This is a genomic window from Pseudoalteromonas thalassia (assembly GCF_049257215.1).
Classification (GTDB): domain Bacteria; phylum Pseudomonadota; class Gammaproteobacteria; order Enterobacterales; family Alteromonadaceae; genus Pseudoalteromonas; species Pseudoalteromonas lipolytica_C.
Genome location: NZ_JBMMUE010000018.1, coordinates 1 through 15,610, shown reverse-complemented (window position 1 = coordinate 15,610; position 15,610 = coordinate 1). Strand labels below are relative to the sequence as shown.

At 41.9% G+C, this 15,610-nt stretch carries 19 protein-coding genes and 1 rRNA gene; 8 read left to right on the top strand and 12 right to left on the bottom strand.

Features of this window, described 5'->3' with window-relative positions:
• Positions 1-1,116, bottom strand: coding sequence for an aminotransferase class V-fold PLP-dependent enzyme (locus tag AAEU31_RS17555; protein ID WP_421967892.1), 1,116 nt, complete (start codon positions 1,114-1,116; stop codon positions 1-3).
• Complete coding sequence (locus AAEU31_RS17550) at positions 1,116-2,285, bottom strand: PrnB family protein (protein ID WP_135923124.1); 1,170 nt, start codon at positions 2,283-2,285, stop codon at positions 1,116-1,118. Before AAEU31_RS17550 ends, AAEU31_RS17555 begins: the two co-directional genes overlap by 1 nt.
• Before the next feature lie 113 nt (positions 2,286-2,398).
• On the opposite strand from AAEU31_RS17550, the gene AAEU31_RS17545 reads away from it, so the two are divergent.
• The 3 genes from AAEU31_RS17545 to AAEU31_RS17535 all read left to right on the top strand — a co-directional run bounded on the left by AAEU31_RS17545 (position 2,399) and on the right by AAEU31_RS17535 (position 5,432).
• Positions 2,399-2,860, top strand: coding sequence for an Lrp/AsnC family transcriptional regulator (locus AAEU31_RS17545; RefSeq protein ID WP_138557897.1), 462 nt, complete (start codon positions 2,399-2,401; stop codon positions 2,858-2,860).
• Between the two features lie 68 nt (positions 2,861-2,928).
• Positions 2,929-4,296, top strand: coding sequence for an alpha/beta hydrolase (locus tag AAEU31_RS17540; RefSeq protein ID WP_421967891.1), 1,368 nt, complete (start codon positions 2,929-2,931; stop codon positions 4,294-4,296).
• Positions 4,293-5,432 carry a GNAT family N-acetyltransferase gene (locus tag AAEU31_RS17535; protein ID WP_421967890.1) on the top strand — a complete coding sequence of 380 codons (1,140 nt, stop codon included), beginning with the start codon at positions 4,293-4,295 and terminating at the stop codon, positions 5,430-5,432. The genes AAEU31_RS17540 and AAEU31_RS17535 overlap by 4 nt, the downstream gene beginning before the upstream one ends.
• On the opposite strand, the gene AAEU31_RS17530 is transcribed toward AAEU31_RS17535, so the two are convergent.
• Positions 5,409-5,999, bottom strand: a complete 591-nt coding sequence (locus tag AAEU31_RS17530) for a DUF938 domain-containing protein (protein WP_421967889.1) — start codon at positions 5,997-5,999, stop codon at positions 5,409-5,411. The genes AAEU31_RS17535 and AAEU31_RS17530 overlap by 24 nt on opposite strands.
• 183 nt (positions 6,000-6,182) lie before the next feature.
• Here AAEU31_RS17530 and AAEU31_RS17525 point away from each other — a divergent pair, with 183 nt between their 5' ends.
• The 5 genes from AAEU31_RS17525 (at position 6,183) to AAEU31_RS17505 (ending at position 9,252) form a co-directional block, all read left to right on the top strand.
• Complete coding sequence (locus tag AAEU31_RS17525; protein ID WP_054554610.1) at positions 6,183-6,377, top strand: hypothetical protein; 195 nt, start codon at positions 6,183-6,185, stop codon at positions 6,375-6,377.
• 145 nt (positions 6,378-6,522) lie between these two features.
• Positions 6,523-6,849 (top strand): hypothetical protein, encoded by a 327-nt coding sequence (locus tag AAEU31_RS17520; RefSeq protein WP_421967888.1) that lies wholly within the window; start codon positions 6,523-6,525, stop codon positions 6,847-6,849.
• A gap of 8 nt (positions 6,850-6,857) precedes the next feature.
• The gene (locus AAEU31_RS17515) at positions 6,858-8,234 is read left to right on the top strand and encodes a class II fumarate hydratase (RefSeq protein WP_135923119.1); all 1,377 of its coding nucleotides are present in this window, start codon (positions 6,858-6,860) and stop codon (positions 8,232-8,234) included.
• Positions 8,235-8,357: 123 nt separating this feature from the next.
• On the top strand, positions 8,358-8,837 hold the full coding sequence (locus tag AAEU31_RS17510; RefSeq protein ID WP_421967887.1) for a hypothetical protein: 480 nt from the start codon (positions 8,358-8,360) through the stop codon (positions 8,835-8,837).
• Between the two features lie 13 nt (positions 8,838-8,850).
• Positions 8,851-9,252 (top strand): hypothetical protein, encoded by a 402-nt coding sequence (locus AAEU31_RS17505; protein ID WP_138557902.1) that lies wholly within the window; start codon positions 8,851-8,853, stop codon positions 9,250-9,252.
• Here AAEU31_RS17505 and AAEU31_RS17500 read toward each other — a convergent pair.
• The 9 genes from AAEU31_RS17500 to rrf form a co-directional block, all read right to left on the bottom strand.
• Positions 9,245-9,430, bottom strand: a complete 186-nt coding sequence (locus AAEU31_RS17500) for a hypothetical protein (protein ID WP_054554683.1) — start codon at positions 9,428-9,430, stop codon at positions 9,245-9,247. The genes AAEU31_RS17505 and AAEU31_RS17500 overlap by 8 nt on opposite strands.
• 65 nt (positions 9,431-9,495) lie before the next feature.
• Complete coding sequence (locus AAEU31_RS17495; RefSeq protein WP_063700569.1) at positions 9,496-9,813, bottom strand: hypothetical protein; 318 nt, start codon at positions 9,811-9,813, stop codon at positions 9,496-9,498.
• Entirely contained in the window at positions 9,810-10,448 is a 639-nt protein-coding gene (locus tag AAEU31_RS17490) for a DUF4178 domain-containing protein (protein WP_135923116.1), read from the bottom strand. The genes AAEU31_RS17495 and AAEU31_RS17490 overlap by 4 nt, the downstream gene beginning before the upstream one ends.
• 71 nt (positions 10,449-10,519) lie before the next feature.
• Positions 10,520-11,212, bottom strand: a complete 693-nt coding sequence (locus AAEU31_RS17485; RefSeq protein ID WP_135923115.1) for a PspA/IM30 family protein — start codon at positions 11,210-11,212, stop codon at positions 10,520-10,522.
• Between the two features lie 24 nt (positions 11,213-11,236).
• Entirely contained in the window at positions 11,237-11,650 is a 414-nt protein-coding gene (locus AAEU31_RS17480) for a YjfI family protein (RefSeq protein WP_063700564.1), read from the bottom strand.
• 79 nt (positions 11,651-11,729) lie between these two features.
• Entirely contained in the window at positions 11,730-13,382 is a 1,653-nt protein-coding gene (locus AAEU31_RS17475) for a polyamine aminopropyltransferase (RefSeq protein WP_421967922.1), read from the bottom strand.
• Positions 13,383-13,454: 72 nt separating this feature from the next.
• On the bottom strand, positions 13,455-14,354 hold the full coding sequence (locus AAEU31_RS17470; protein WP_135923113.1) for a DUF350 domain-containing protein: 900 nt from the start codon (positions 14,352-14,354) through the stop codon (positions 13,455-13,457).
• 30 nt (positions 14,355-14,384) lie between these two features.
• Positions 14,385-15,317 carry a CHAD domain-containing protein gene (locus tag AAEU31_RS17465; protein ID WP_135923112.1) on the bottom strand — a complete coding sequence of 311 codons (933 nt, stop codon included), beginning with the start codon at positions 15,315-15,317 and terminating at the stop codon, positions 14,385-14,387.
• A 179-nt stretch (positions 15,318-15,496) separates the two neighbouring features.
• Positions 15,497-15,610: ribosomal RNA gene (gene rrf / locus AAEU31_RS17460) — 5S ribosomal RNA — on the bottom strand.

The following is a 15,610-nucleotide window of genomic DNA, read 5'->3' as shown; positions in this document are numbered from 1 at the left end:
TTATAAAGCGCTTTTCACAGTCTTGATAAATGTATCAATATCCTGCTGATCATTATAAATATGAGCAGAGACTCTTAAACCTAAGTGACGCTCATCAACAGCGATATTCGCAGCTTCAAGCGCAGCTTTAACAACCGCTTGTTGCTCGCCAAAATGCATAATGGCCGTTCCAGAGCATTTGTCAGCCTGTATTGGTGAGCGCATATAATCAGCTAATTGGTCATGAAACTGAGCGAGCATAGCTAAGTTATGAGCGCGTACTTTCTCAATCCCAAGCTCTGCAAAGTAATTAATACTATGGGATGCCAAAATATAAGGTGCAACTGAAGGGGTACCGCCCCAAAAGCGTAGCGCGGTTTGATGATAAGCAAAGTGCTTAATATCAAATTCAAACGGGTTTTGATGTGAAAACCAACCAACATCTTTTGGCTGACAAAGGGATAGCTGCTTGCTGTTAACCCATAAATAAGCAGCACCAGACCCACCGCATAGCCATTTTACACTCGAGCCCAGCATAAAATCAGCATCAAGCTTAGTTAAGTCGACCTCTAAAATACCCGCAGACTGCGCAACATCAAGTAAGCTCAATGTGTTGTGTTGTTTCGCGATATTTATAATTTCGTGAATAGGCGCTTGTTGACCCGTGTTTGAGTAAACATGGCTAATAAAGACTAAATCAATATCATTATTCGCTAAATATGACTGCCAAACCTGCGCACTGGTTAAATCTTCATGCTTATCAATAAACACGATTTCAGTACTTTCCGGTAAGGCTTTTTGCATTGCAAAACCCATACTTGGAAAGTCACTTTCGGCCATCAACACTTTACAATTTTCTTGTTGAAGTCGCGGGTGCGACATCAAAAGCTTTGTTAAACCACTCGATAAGTTAACTTGTGGACAAAACAACTCACTGTGCGAGTTAAATAATTTAGCGAGACTACTCGTAAACGCCTCTACACCTTGCAACCACTGTTGCCATGGCTCTTTATTTTCATTTTGCCAAGCGGCAAAAAACTGCTGATGGAAATGCTGCTCAGCAGATTTTAATGGTCGCCCAACAGAGTGGTTAAGTAAATAGCTGCCTTGTGGAATTACAAAATCGTCTTTATTCATTACTTAATCCACTGTTTTAACTTAGTTAAATCATCGAAACGGGTGCGAATATCATCCCGTTTTGCTGCCGCACGGCGATCACGTAACTGCTCTAATGAGTTAAGTAATACATGTAAAGGCGGCCCACTGGCAGTAACTTTATCCATATGTTGTTGCTGCATTTGCTGTGAAGGTTGCGCAATGTATTTACTAACCAATTGATTATGGTGACCAATCGCAGTATCACCATGCAGTTTACACACCTGAATAAACAGCTTTAAGTTAGTTTGTAGCCACTCGCTATCGCGCTCAGCTTCTGCTGCTAAAAAGTCATCCATAATACTTGTCATACGCATACTTTCACGCAGAATCTGCTGATCTTCAGGCATCATATACAAGAATTTATCCACCAGCATTTGCGAGTAGCTAGGTTCATTGGCAAAACAAAGACCAAGCAATAAATCGATGACATTAATGCCCGCAAAATCACCGGCATTCGCACCACGATACACCTCTTTACCTACTCGATAAGGCTTGTAATACGGGCGTACACAATAGAAAAAGCGGTCTGTATCAAGCTTGTTGTATAACGTATTGTTCGACTCAATTACATCAAGCAGTGCTTGCTTTGCCACGGCAAGTAAATCTGCCGTTATAGGGTGCGATATTCCTAACGGCTGAATTTTTAATAAAGCATCCGCTGCACGCTTATACGCTAAAATGCCCTTGGTATTATAATCAACAAAGATTTTCTCATCTTCAAGGTCCGTAAAGCGCTTATACAAACCATCAACCGCTTTGTTGTGGGTGGTTAAATGCGCCGTTGCAAAACGCGGGGTAACACCAATAGATGCACCGATGTGCATTGCCAATGCAGAGGCTTCAACAAGGGGTGAGCTTGTTTCACGAGAAGGCTCAGTAATCTCATGACGGCGGCATGCCGCCATATACAAGCCAACATTACCTAATAAGTCGAAGGCGTTATCAAACCCTTCATCGGTATTACCCTCTGCAAGTAAAGCACGAATATGCTCATTACCTTCTTGCTCTAATTGACGTTTAAGGTGCTCACCGACACCCTCTACATTCGCTTTATCGTCTTGTTGCCAATATAGTTTTTCTAGTTCGCTATTGATCTCAACAAAACGAGTGCGAAGCCAGCTATCAAATGCCTTGGTGTTCTCAGTCACAGGCTCACTCCAAAATAATTATATTGCGATAATGTTAACAGAGTTCAATGAGTGCTAATCGCCAAAATATAGACTAGAATCCACCTAGATTAGTGAAAATCACTCAAATTAAAATGAAATTAGATAAAAAAGACCAACAATTACTTAATGCTCTACAAGACAATGCAAGAACTTCTGTCTCAGATCTGGCACAGTCTGTTAGCCTGTCAGATACCCCTTGTCTGCGCCGCATTAAAAAGCTCGAATCAGCGAATGTGATCAGTGGTTACCATGCTGCAATTAATCCTAAAGCGGTTAATTTAAACGTGTCTGTGTATGCCTTTGTACGCTTAAACCAAAACTCAGTTGCCGCTGCTGAGCAATTTGAACAACAAGTAGCAAAACTTGAACATGTGCTTGAGTGCTCAGTTATTTCAGGTAGTTATGATTATCTACTCAAGATTGTTGCTACAGATTTAGAAAGCTATGAAAGCTTTGTGAAACATAAATTAGGTAGTATTGATTGTATTGCTAACATCGAGTCGACGGTGGTCTTAAAACAAGCATTCACTAAGCGCCATTTACCGCTAGCTTGACGCAGCTTGCTTGCAAATAAAACATAACTCGATAAGCTAAAAACAGGCTTTAAAAGGACGCTTAAAATATGAAATTCATAAACTTAGTTGCTATCTCTTTGGCCATCAGTGGACTATTTAGCAGCCCATTAATGGCACAGCAGCAAACCTGCCTTTCTCAGCTTGAAGACCAAGCTTTGATGATGAAAAGTAAGCGCGAAGGACTGTTTAGAGAGCCATTACCACGCAGCCATAGCACCTTTAGCTATAATATCGAGCAAGCATTTAGTGACTATTTAACCGCTGCTTACCTTGAAATTAGCAGTGAAAATCCGCGAGCGAACTTACCATGCCCAGTTTATACCGATACCTATCAGCAACTTGTTGCACAAGGTTCTCGACCTGCTAACGCAACAATTGCCGATTTAATTAGCCCATTCGAACTTAAACAGGCCGATAGCCGCAAAGCTGTACTTTTAATCCATGGTTTAACCGACTCTCCATTCACCTACCATGACCTTGCACAGGTGTATTATCAACAAGGTTATACAGTTCGCACAATTTTACTGCCGGGGCATGGTACTGCCGCAGCAGCTTTACAAGAGGTTGATGCTGATGATTGGCGAAAAGCCAGTGTGTATGCCATTGAGCGCACATTAAAAGACTTTGATCAGGTAATATTAGGGGGCTACTCAACGGGTGCAGCACTGGTTGTTGATTACTTAACTCAAGCTCCTGTTGATAATAAAATTACTGCTGCGATGTTGTTTTCACCAGCAAGTGAGCCACACAATAAAAACGGTTGGTTGGCCAAATGGGTCGATGCAATTCCATTTGTTAATTGGATTGATAAAGACGCGGATCTGGATTTTGCTAAGTATGAGTCGTTTCCATTTAGTGCAGCTTCAGCTAGCCACGAAGCAATGAGCCGTATTAGCCTTGATGAGCTTCGTTATCGTCAACTGCCGAATGTCGCAATATTTAGCACCTTTAGTGATGTTGACACCACAATAGATAATCAAGCGACCTTTAAATTACTAGCTAAACTGCACGACCCAAAAGCGCGTAAAAATAACCAGCTTGATCGGCTAGTTTACTACGGTGACGACGATAATATTCCAGCCAACTTTCCTGCTGATTACCACATAATCCGTGATGACTGCGATACCGATGACTGTAAAAAGATCAAAGGGATGTCACACATTGGTATCGTTAATAAACCCAGTAACCCTTACTATGGCCGTAAAGCTTCGTATCGCAATTGCGGCAGCTACTTAGATGACGATAAGCTTTATACAGCCTGCAAATACCAAAAAGACATCGTGATGGGTGAGCGCACAGCCGAAAATTTACAAGCACACAAACCCTTTGCACGACTCACGTTTAACCCTTATTTCGATAAGCTAGCTATGCATATCAACAACTTCATCAAAGATATAGAATCGGCTGCACAATGAGTGAGTTTAGTCACCGCTGGTTTAATCAAATAAGCGAGATTGATGCCGCACTTTGGCAGTCATTTTTTGATGATACACCCTTTACTGATCACGCTTTTTTAGCGGCTCTAGAACAAAGTGGCTGTGTGAGTGAAGAGTCGGGCTGGCAACCCATGCACTTAGCAATTTACCAGCAAGAACAGGTCATAGCCTTACTACCGGGGTATCTAAAACATCATTCTTATGGTGAATATGTATTTGACTGGGCTTGGGCTGAAGCTTATCAACAGCATGGCTTAGAATATTACCCTAAATGGCTGTGTGGCGTACCATTCACGCCTATTGCAGGGCAAAGAGTTAGTATTAACTATGTAGCCCCCGCTGAAGTCTTTGCTTACATTCAGCACATACTCACAGCAACAGCAGCGCAGTTAGGCTGGTCAGGTTGGCATATAAATTTTTGCCACCAGCAACAAGCGACTGCATTAACTAGCGACACCGTAATGCAACGTCATGGCGTGCAGTTTCAGTGGTTTAATGAAGACTATAAATGCTTTGATGATTTTTTAGCTTCACTCACCGCAAGAAAGCGTAAATCGCTCAAAAAAGAACGCGCTAAAATAACTGAACAACAGATAGTCATAGAATGGCTCGAAGGTACTGACATCAGCAAGCAGCACATGCAGCAATTTAGTCATTTTTACCGCCAAACCTATTTAAAACGCTCAGGCCACAATGGATATTTGAATACCGCCTTTTTCGAGTTATTGCAGCAAAGCATGGCCGACAAACTGGTGCTAATGTTCGCTAAATATCAAGGAGAGGTGATTGCCGCCACTCTCAGTTTTAAAGATCAGAACTGTTTGTATGGTCGTTATTGGGGAGCGAACTATGAGCTCGATAGTTTGCACTTTGAGCTTTGCTATTACCAAGGCATTGAATACTGCATTGCCAACAAACTTAAACAGTTCCATTCTGGCGCACAAGGTGAGCATAAAATAAGTCGCGGTTTTAAGCCCGTAAATACCTATTCATTGCATCATATTCAGCACACTGAGTTTGCAGCTGCCATTAGCGATTTTATTAGTAGAGAACGCCAACATATGGCGCTCTATAAAGCCCAATGCGAAAGCTTACTGCCTTTTAAACAGCAATAATTGGTTATTCGCTGGCATTTGCACATCTTCAACCAAGGTTAAGCCAGCTTGCTCTGCAAGTTGGCAAATCGCTTCAAAATCACGGATTGCACTATGTGCATCTTGCTGTTTTAAAAACGCATCGAATTCAGCATTACTGGTACTGGTAAACTTACCTTGATATTTAAATGGTCCATAAATACACAGTTTACCTTTTGGCGCTAAATGCTTTGCTACACCTTGGAAAAAGCGCTCCACCAGTGGCCAGCTAATAATGTGCATTGTGTTCGCGGTGAAAATGGCATTCACAGTTTCAACCGGCCAAGGATCATTAAGGTCGAGTGTCAGTGGCGCATGCAAGTTAGTTAATGCAGCTTCTTGATGCCATTGTAAAATCCCTGGGTGATTAACCTCGCGATCACTGCAATGCCACTGCAAATGTGCTAAATGCGTTGCAAAATGCACACTATGTTGCCCAGTACCTGAGCCGACTTCTAATACATCCGTCACATCAGAAAAGAACGCTTCTAATACGTTTAAAATAGGTGACTTATTGTTTTCACAGGCTTGAGAGAAGGGTTTATCCATACAAATTAGTGCACCATGTTTGGTAATTAGTGCACAACAGTAAAGCAAAAATAAATAATAAAGTCGCGGTGAATTTATTAGTTAAAAATATAAAACCATTATTTTCAACAAGTTAAATTTATTGATCAATATTGGTACAGCTTATGCTATTTCCTAAGTGAGTTAACCAATAGGAGCAATATTATGTATATCTCACCCTACACTGCTGTAGATGCAGCACTTGCAGCCAGCGAACGTGCTGAAAGCGAAAAAGCCGCCTTAACAAGTTGTGACGACAGAGCAACCGTGATCGATCTTCTTTCTCAATGTAACAAAGAAAATGTACAGGCGCCGAAAAAACATGAAACAGACCAGATTTTTATTCTCGGCTACAATTAATCACACACAGTTAATCCATTCAGTCTTAGCTACACTAGATAAGACTTGCACTAAAACCGATTAGCTGTAATGATAACTATTATCATTACAGCTAATCGGTTTTTCTATGCACTCTCACAATGCTATGCTCCAGTATCAGCGGCAAATGAAATGTGTTTGCCAAAGACCAGGGCTACATGCCCCTGCACTTGTTGCTAACTATGTTGAAGCGGGTTTGAACATTGCACGCTATTACGAAAAACATCACAACTTTATTTTGCAAGAGCTGTATCTAAGACGCACCTTTCATGAACTACTTGATAAGATGTGTGATTCATTAGTGCATAATGCAATTCGTAAACAATGTTTGGCCCAGCTTTATAAACCGCAACTTGCGCTAAAGCGTTACTACAAAACTCATAACTGTATTGAAAAGTATTTCAGTTTGGAGCGAGAAGCGTGCCTTCTCAGCCAAGAATTTAACCCGATTTAGGAGTGTTTATGAGCCAATTTAGAACCGAATCAGATAGCATGGGTGAACTACAAGTCCCTGCCAATGCTTTGTATCAAGCTCAAACGCAACGTGCTATCAATAATTTTAAAATTAGTGGCTTAGCCATGCCTAAGCAATTTATCACCGCCCTTGCCTACATTAAACAAGCTGCCGCGCAAAGCAATGCAGCTTTAGGCCATTTGAGCCAAGGTAAAGCAAAAGCAATTGAGCAAGCATGCCAAGAGATCATCGACGGTAAACATTTTTCAGAGTTTCCTGTTGATGTATTTCAGACCGGCTCAGGTACTAGCTCAAACATGAATGCCAATGAAGTTATTGCAACACTAGCGAGTAAATTTGCAGGCGAAACCATTCACCCCAACGATGATGTGAACATGGGACAAAGCTCAAATGATGTGATCCCTACTGCGATTGCAGTAAGTAGCGCCATTAACATCATTTATGAATTGTTTCCTAAACTTGATAAGCTCAGTCAAAGCCTACAAAACAAACAAGCCGAAGTGGGTCATATTGTGAAAACTGGCCGCACTCATTTAATGGATGCTATGCCTGTGAGTTTTGCACAAACACTGGCGGCATGGCAGTTACAAGTGGATCATGCAATGGCTGGGATTCGCCAAGCACTTGAGCGAGTTTGTGAACTTGCGCAAGGTGGCACAGCCGTAGGTACCGGTATTAATGCCGACCCTGCGTTTGCCGGTGAGTTTTGCCAGCACTTGAGTGAGAATGTCGGTATTCGCTTTAGCCCAAGCAAAAACTTCTTTTACAACATAGGATCACAAGACGCCATTGTTGCGCTGTCAGGTCAGCTAAAGGTACTTGCCGTAGCACAAATGAAAATAGCCAATGACTTACGCTGGATGAACTCAGGCCCTCTTGCTGGCCTTGGTGAAATTGAGCTTGAAGCCTTACAACCGGGCTCATCAATTATGCCGGGTAAAGTAAACCCAGTGATCCCTGAAGCTGCCGCTATGGTCAGCGCACAAGTCATTGGTAATGACGCCACCATTACAGTGGCTGGTCAAGCAGGTAATTTTGAGCTCAATGTGATGCTACCTGTGATTGCCCTAAACATTTTGCAAAGTATTGAACTGCTGGCAAATAGCAGTGAAGCACTGGCAGATAAAGCGATTGCCAGCTTCAAAGTAAACCAAAGCAATGTTGATAAAGCGCTCGCTAAAAACCCAATTCTGGTTACTGCACTTAATCCGGTGATCGGCTATAGCAAAGCGGCAAAAATTGCCAAATTAGCTTACCAAGAAGGTCGCCCTATTATTGATGTTGCTGCAGAGCATACTGATATTTCGCGCGAAGAATTGAGTGAATTACTTGACCCTGCCAAACTAACCCAAGGTGGTTTATAGAACTTTTATCCTACTGTAGCTCTGTGAATACAGAGCTACTTACTGAAAGCAAACGTTTTTATTGCTCCACTTTGAGCAATGTGTATGATAGTGAGTACTTATTCAACGATTTTTAGGTATGTTATGCGCTATCCTCTATTGGCAATTTTATTTCCTGTGTTATTAACTGCGTGTTCGGACAATAATGAGCAAGCCGAATCAACGGCAACCAGCAATAAACTTGTCGAGGCGCCAAAAGCCGTTGAAATAAAAAACGCTGAAGAAGTGAGCAAAGCAGCCCCAGATAAAGCCACTATTAACTCTGCCCACGAACAACTTAAACAGCTAATCGATGATCCAAGCTGTGATAACAGCAGCCAATGTAAAGTATTACCTGTTGGTAGTCGCGCCTGTGGTGGGCCAAGTAGCTTCATTGTTTATTCAAGCAAAACAGCTAACACTGCTGAGGTTGAAAAACTTGCAAAAGACATCACCGCCCTTGAAAAGCAATTTAACGCAGCAAACGACATGATGAGTATTTGTCAGCATCTAACCGCACCGGGTGCGCAGTGTTCTGAGAATACTTGTGTTAGAATCGAAGGCTCAGCGGCAAGTGTATACTAAGGAATAAGCAATAATGGTTCGTTCATCGACTTTTAAGAAACTTTTCATCACCACAACTGTGTTAGCAAGTATTGCTTTAACTGGTTGTGAAACAACAACGTCAGGTAGTTCTGCACGCGTTGATTTAGGTGATTTAAATGATCAGCTGAACGATATCGTTAGTAATAATAGCTGTAATGCAAGCTTTCAATGTAAGGTGTTAGAAGTCGGTGAACGAGCATGTGGTGGCCCAAGTCGCTATGTGGTCTATTCAACGTTAAACACCGCACAAGAACAAGCGGAGCAACTTGCAGAGCGAATTACAGCAGCTGAGAAGTCATCTGAGCAAGCATTAACCGTTAACGATTGCTCGCCAGTCCTGCCGGTACAATCGCTGTGTATTTCGCAGCAGTGCCAAGCAATCGAGATTAAGTAAACAATGCAATAAGGCCGGATACTATCACCACGCTGATGATACAAATCCCGGCCTTATAAATGTACTTTACCTGCATTGTATTATGCACCCAGTAAGCGTAAATGTAGCGAACAAAGTAACTTGCTGCAGTGCCAAATAATGCAAAAATAACTAAATACGCAAGTAAAATAATATCCAAAGTCATGTCACTTCTTTAAAACATCTCGTCTCAGTGTAAGGGCTTAAAGAAGTAAAGGCAAAACCTTAGCTTTTTTTACTGTGCGCAATGAGTAGTTCTGCCACACGCTGTTTCACAGCTCGCTTATCATCAGCAGCAACACCAAACCGCTCAGCCAATAAGGCAATTTCTTCATCATTTAAGTTAAACGATAAACGCTGTCTAGTTTTTTTCGACTTAACGTCGAGCTCCAAAATCTTACGGATCATATCTGATGGCGTAAGCTCTTGGTCAATGGCTTGCTTTTTAATTGATTTTTGCACTTCAGAGCTTAAATCAAACGCCATTTGTGTGGCTCTAACTGCTTGTTCCTGACGCTGCCACTTAGCTTTTGCATCACTCACTTGGCATCCCCAGGAAATAAGTCAACAATATCGCTAATTGGTCTGGTTAACGTCAGTGATACCTCTGTTTCACCGCCTTCCCAAATTTCAATATTTAAACTATGCGATTCATCATCAGAGCTTAAACAGATCATTTCACACGGCTCACCGCCCTCGTCTTCATAGCGAGGTAAAGGCTTATTACGGTAGTCCTTATTATGGAAATAACACACATAAGGTGCTTCTGTTTGTTTGTAGCTCGATGCCAAAAAGTGACTAAAACGTTCTGGGCTATTTTGTACATTAATTGCCGTTAATTCGTCTTCATCAAAAATACGAGCGAACTCATCAAGAGTAAAAATTTCATCAACATCATCGCGTTGAATTTTGATCGCAAAGTGTGCCCACTGTTCACCGTCATCTGACTCGATTTGCAAAAACACCACTTGGCCCGATTCGCTTTCGAGTACCAACTCATACTCTGCACTACGTTGATACTGATACGTTTGCACATCAGTAACTCGCAAAGTCTGTCCTTTTAACCAGCTTGGGTAAGCAAACGAATCAATCACAGTTAACATATCACCAACGAGTAATTGGCTTGGATCAGTAAGCTGACGCTCTGGAGCTTTTTTAGATTTAAAAAAGTTAAACATTGGCTGACTCCTTGTTGAAGTAAAAAAGGTAACCCAGTGCGTGGGTTACCTTTTGTCTTTCCGTTAACTGATTAGCTATTTTGTTTTGCTTTAATACGCGCCAAAATATCCGCGCTTTTCGGGCTCGTATCACCAATACCCGCTTCAGCCATTTTCGCTTTTAAATCATCGCCGTTAGTGTCAGCTTCTAATTGCTTAGCCGCACCTAACTGGTCTTGGCGGTCTTGCTGGCGTTGTTTAATACGCTCTAGAGACTCACGTGCTGATGTCATTGATGAGCTATTCGTATTTAGCGTGCTGTTTACAGCCATTGTTGCTTGCTGCACACTTTCTGTCGTTTTAACCATCGTTAATTGGCGTTGGTTTTCTTTAATCGACTTTTCAGCTTCTTTAACTTGCTGCTTTAGTTGCACAATGTGGTTACTAAAACCAGCTAACACTTCTTCGTGCTCTGCTTTCTCAGCTTCAAAATCACCGATTTTTTCAGCAATTTCTAATGCAAGAGCTTCGTTGCCTTTTTCAAGCGCTTGGCCTGCATACGCTTCATGTTCAGCAATTGATGCATCTAGTGCGCTAATTTTACGTTTCGTTTGCATCTCTTTTGCCATTACTTCAGTCAGGCTTTTCTTAGCGCGTTGTAAGGCATTTTGTGCATCAGCAATTTCTTGTTCAAAGATACGGATACCGTTTGCATCAACAATTGCTTGTCCTGCTTCACGAGCGCCACCACGTACAGCTGTAAATAGTTTCTTTAAAATACTCATAATCTTAACTCCAGAAATTGCTAATTAATCGTTTAAATAAATGGTCACGGCTTCAAGCGCATCAATCGCATTGTCTGCCAGTGTTACCAACTCATGGGTAATATCATCAAACGATGAATTAACCGATAAGGCGCCAAAAATAGCGTACTTATCATCAATTTTTGCAAATGCACTTAATGGAATTGGTACATTTAAACGTAGTAACGTTTCGTTTAACTCATTACGCATATCTGCTTGTACTTCGTCTTCAGCAAACAGGTAGCTAATACACAGTAATTGCTCTTCTGTTTGAGTAACAAAGATAGGTAACTCATCATTCCCATCGACGATAACTTGTAACACATCTTGCTCACCTTCGTTGGCAATCAAGAAAGACTCAAAGCTCACACCTTCTGTTTCAAAAGAAGCCAGTTTGATTGATAGTTCATTTAATTCCATGTCTCACCTTTTTACGTTTTGACATATTATGTCTGAGTTAAGATTTGCATAGCCGACATATTATGTCAACTATAAAATATCAATTTTTGTACAATTCGGTTTCAACTTGCCACGCTTGACGGTAATAATCATATAAGGTTCCAGAACCTAATCTATTGACTTCAATCGTGTTTACTTGTTCAAAAAAATGATTCGGAAATACAAAAGAAGCCAATAAATATTCTTTACTTACCCAACGAGATGGCACGGGTAATTCGTTAATTTCACGAATTCGCTGACTTGCTGATTTGCCAGCAGTGGTCGCGATTGTCCAACCCCATTGACCAAACGAAGGAATATTTTGCTGGTATTGCTCAACATAACCAAAACCAGCTGCTTTCATTGTTTTAGCAATACTCAAAAATGCTTTCTTCGCATGATAAGGCGATGTTGATTGCACAGCCACAGCCCCGTCAGGCGCCAATAGCTGACGCACATGATTATAAAAATAATCACTGTACATCTTATTGAGATCAGGGTGATTAGGGTCTGGTAGGTCAATCAAAATAGTATCAAAACGCTCACCTTTTGCCAGCATTGCTTCGACTTCTAAAAATGCATCTGCAATACGAATATCAGCGCGAGGATCGCTCATAGAGTGATTATTAAGGCTTGTTAAACGTGTTCTGATCTCTTCTGGCGCATCATAGTCACCTACATCATTGCCAAATAAGTTTAACAGTTGACCATCTAAATCAACCAAGGTGACATGCTTTACAGGCCACTTCAAAACATCACGAAGTGCCAGCCCGTCACCACCGCCGATGATCAGTACACGGTCGTGGCGATTTGAAGCCAACATGGCAGGATAGACAAGCATTGAATGATAAATTTGCTCATCCACACTTGAGAACTGTAAACGGCCATTTAGATAAAGATCAGTAATTGTATTCGGCTGATTGCGACTCAAACGCTCAGTTAACACCAAGTGCTGATACTTAGTTGCTTGCGAGTAGATGACTTTATCTTTGTATAAAACATTACTTAGGTTTTTCATCCAGCTAGTGCCAAGCACAAGCACAAACGCAAAAAACACCAACAACAGTCCATGACAAATTAACAGTAGCTTAGCGAAGCGAACATGTTGATGATAGCGCCATAAGAACACGAGACCGGCAATAATATTAAATAATGCCGTCCAAGCTGCTGCTTGCATAATTGGCATCGCGAGCATAATACTCACCCAAATAGCAGCACCGACACCGGCACCAATATAATCTGCCCCGTAAATGGTACCCGCATTGTTTTCTAAAAAGCGCCCGTAGACTTGCTGACGAATACGCGCAATTAGCGGGATCTCCATACCGATTAATAGCCCAAGCAATAGACCAAACACATAGGGCAAGAAACGCGACCACTCTTGCAGCTTTTCAAACACGTAGCCGTTAAGTACGGTATCTGGAGGCAGGTTAAAAATTTCAGAGAAGATATGTGGTAATGAATAACTGACAGCGATAACACTTGCAATCGCTAAAATACAGCCCATGCCGACCAAAGCAATAATGCTCTCAAGCCAAGCAAAAGCTGTAAATGCATCTTTAAACCAACGCGCTAAAAATGCACCGATACCCATTGCTACAATCATGGTGCCAATCATGGCATATATGGCACTCTCGACCGAGCCTAATACACGACCTGCATAATGAGATAGAAGGTATTCATAAATAAGGCCGCACCCAGCGAGTACGGCCATAACAGATATTAATAGGAAATCATGCCCAAGTAGATTGGCTCTACTTGGGGTGCTTGTTGTAGTAGACACTAATTAGGCACCTAACAAGGTTGCCATAGTCGAACCAATCGCAAATGAAACCGCTGCTGAAATAGCGGCTACACCTACGTTCTTCTGACGGTTCACTTCGTCTGAAATATCACAACCAGATAGGATGATTTTGATAGTCACTAAGTGTAGTAAAATGAAGGCAACTAAACTTACCGCTGCACTTAATGCCCAGTAACCTAAACTAGCTACAATATTGTCAGCCGCATAAGGAGCAATACCTGATGCAGCAGTTAATGCCAATGCACTACCCACTAAAAAGCCAGCGTAACGAATACCTACCGCTAAGTTGCCGTCAATAACCGCCTGTTGTAAGCAGTCACCACTGCGATTAGTGCGCTTAAATAACTGCACTCGATATTGGCTGATCAGTAGCATCGCAATGCTGCCAATTGCAAAGGCCGCGATCACGATTGGAATACCATGCCAGCCTTCGGTTGCCACCCAAAATAAAGCTGAGCGAATCACAATAGCGACACTCACTACATGACCAAAATCAATCAGTGCAGCAGTTGCGTTACCTTTTACGATTTCGTCATGCAGGCTCACTTTACGAAGCGCTACCTTGTCTTGGAAGAAATGACCAAGCTTAATAAGCACAATTGCCATCACACCATAACCTAGCATTTGTAATGCTTCTTGTTGCAAGGTTGGTGCAAATGAGCCGCTGCTTACACCACTAAGAACAATTGCCAGTGCCACAAGCCCCGCAGCAAAACTAATACCAAAAGCAAAATTGTCACGCTCAGTTATTTCATCATTAGCGTGTAAGTTAGACACCCAGCCTTTGATAAATTTTAGGCTGACAAATAAAGCGATAATGATTGCAAAGTCGATTGCTAAAGCTTGCAACGACCAAGTTGTTATTCCATTAAATTCATACATATGTTGTAACTCCGGTGGTTATTCTTTTCACTACTTACCGCGGCTAATGCCACGTGATGTTCTGCTCGAGCTGTTGCGTAATGACCCAGAGCTTTTACTGTAACTACTGCTAGAAGCATAGCTACTACGTGTGCGTGGCGGCGTATAGCTGCTACGGCTTAATCCAGATGCACCACTGCGCTTAGTGGCATACGGACTAGTGAATTGTTTACCTTGGCGTTGATAAGACTGACGAGTTCGCGTCTCTACAGTCTGTTGTGCTTTAATCTGTTTTGGACTCGAATAACGGTAACGGCCATAGTCATTGTAATAACTGTACTTTCTATGACGGCTCCAGCGACCATATTCAACTCGGTCAAATACATCACCCAACATGCGATACATTCCATACCAAACCCAAAAGCTGGTACCGCTGCTATTTGTTTGCCACTGCCCATAGTTAGGGTTGCCAACTAATTGGTTACCAACGCTTTCACCTTCAGCTGCTTCACTAATTGCACCAACCCGCGCTAGTGAGCCCTGCGACATATCGGCAAGCATATTAATAGGATCAGTCAGCGCATCCTGAAATAAAGATGGCTTGGCAGCATCACGAATAAGATCAAGTTGATGAAGGGTATCTTCATAAGGGGGTATCAGATAAGTAGACTTAACATCTGCTAAACGTTGTTTAAGACCTGTATAGATAGCCCCTTCACGAGTGGCATCAAGACTAATTACTCGCGCGATCTCAGAAAGTTGCGGCTGCTGCTCAGCAAGCACCTGTCCGTATTGTTTAAGTATCGTCGCATTACGCAAAGAGCCATTATCAAGCGCTGTACCAAGCTGATTTAATTCAACCTCAGCTTTTTCTATGGATTGTTGTATTGTTTGTTTAAGCTGCTCTTCTTTCGACTCACAGCCCATAAGCAAGCTTACCAAACAAAACAGGCTAATAAGTTTCCAAGCTTTTATTTGAGACATTCATGTCACCTGATTGTGGTTTAAAAACGCAAATAGTTTTACATAGCTCAGGTACTAAACCAAGATTAAAATTGCAACAAAGGGTAAATTGGATTGGTAGGTTGAACAGAGCACATTGTGTAAATAGCTTAAACGCAAAAAAGCCCGACTCTTTCGAATCGGGCTTTCTCTAATTTGGAGCCTGGCGATGTCCTACTTTCACATGGCAAATGCCACACTATCATCGGCGCTGTTTCGTTTCACTACTGAGTTCGGCATGGGGTCAGGTGGGTCCAAAACGCTATTGTCACCAA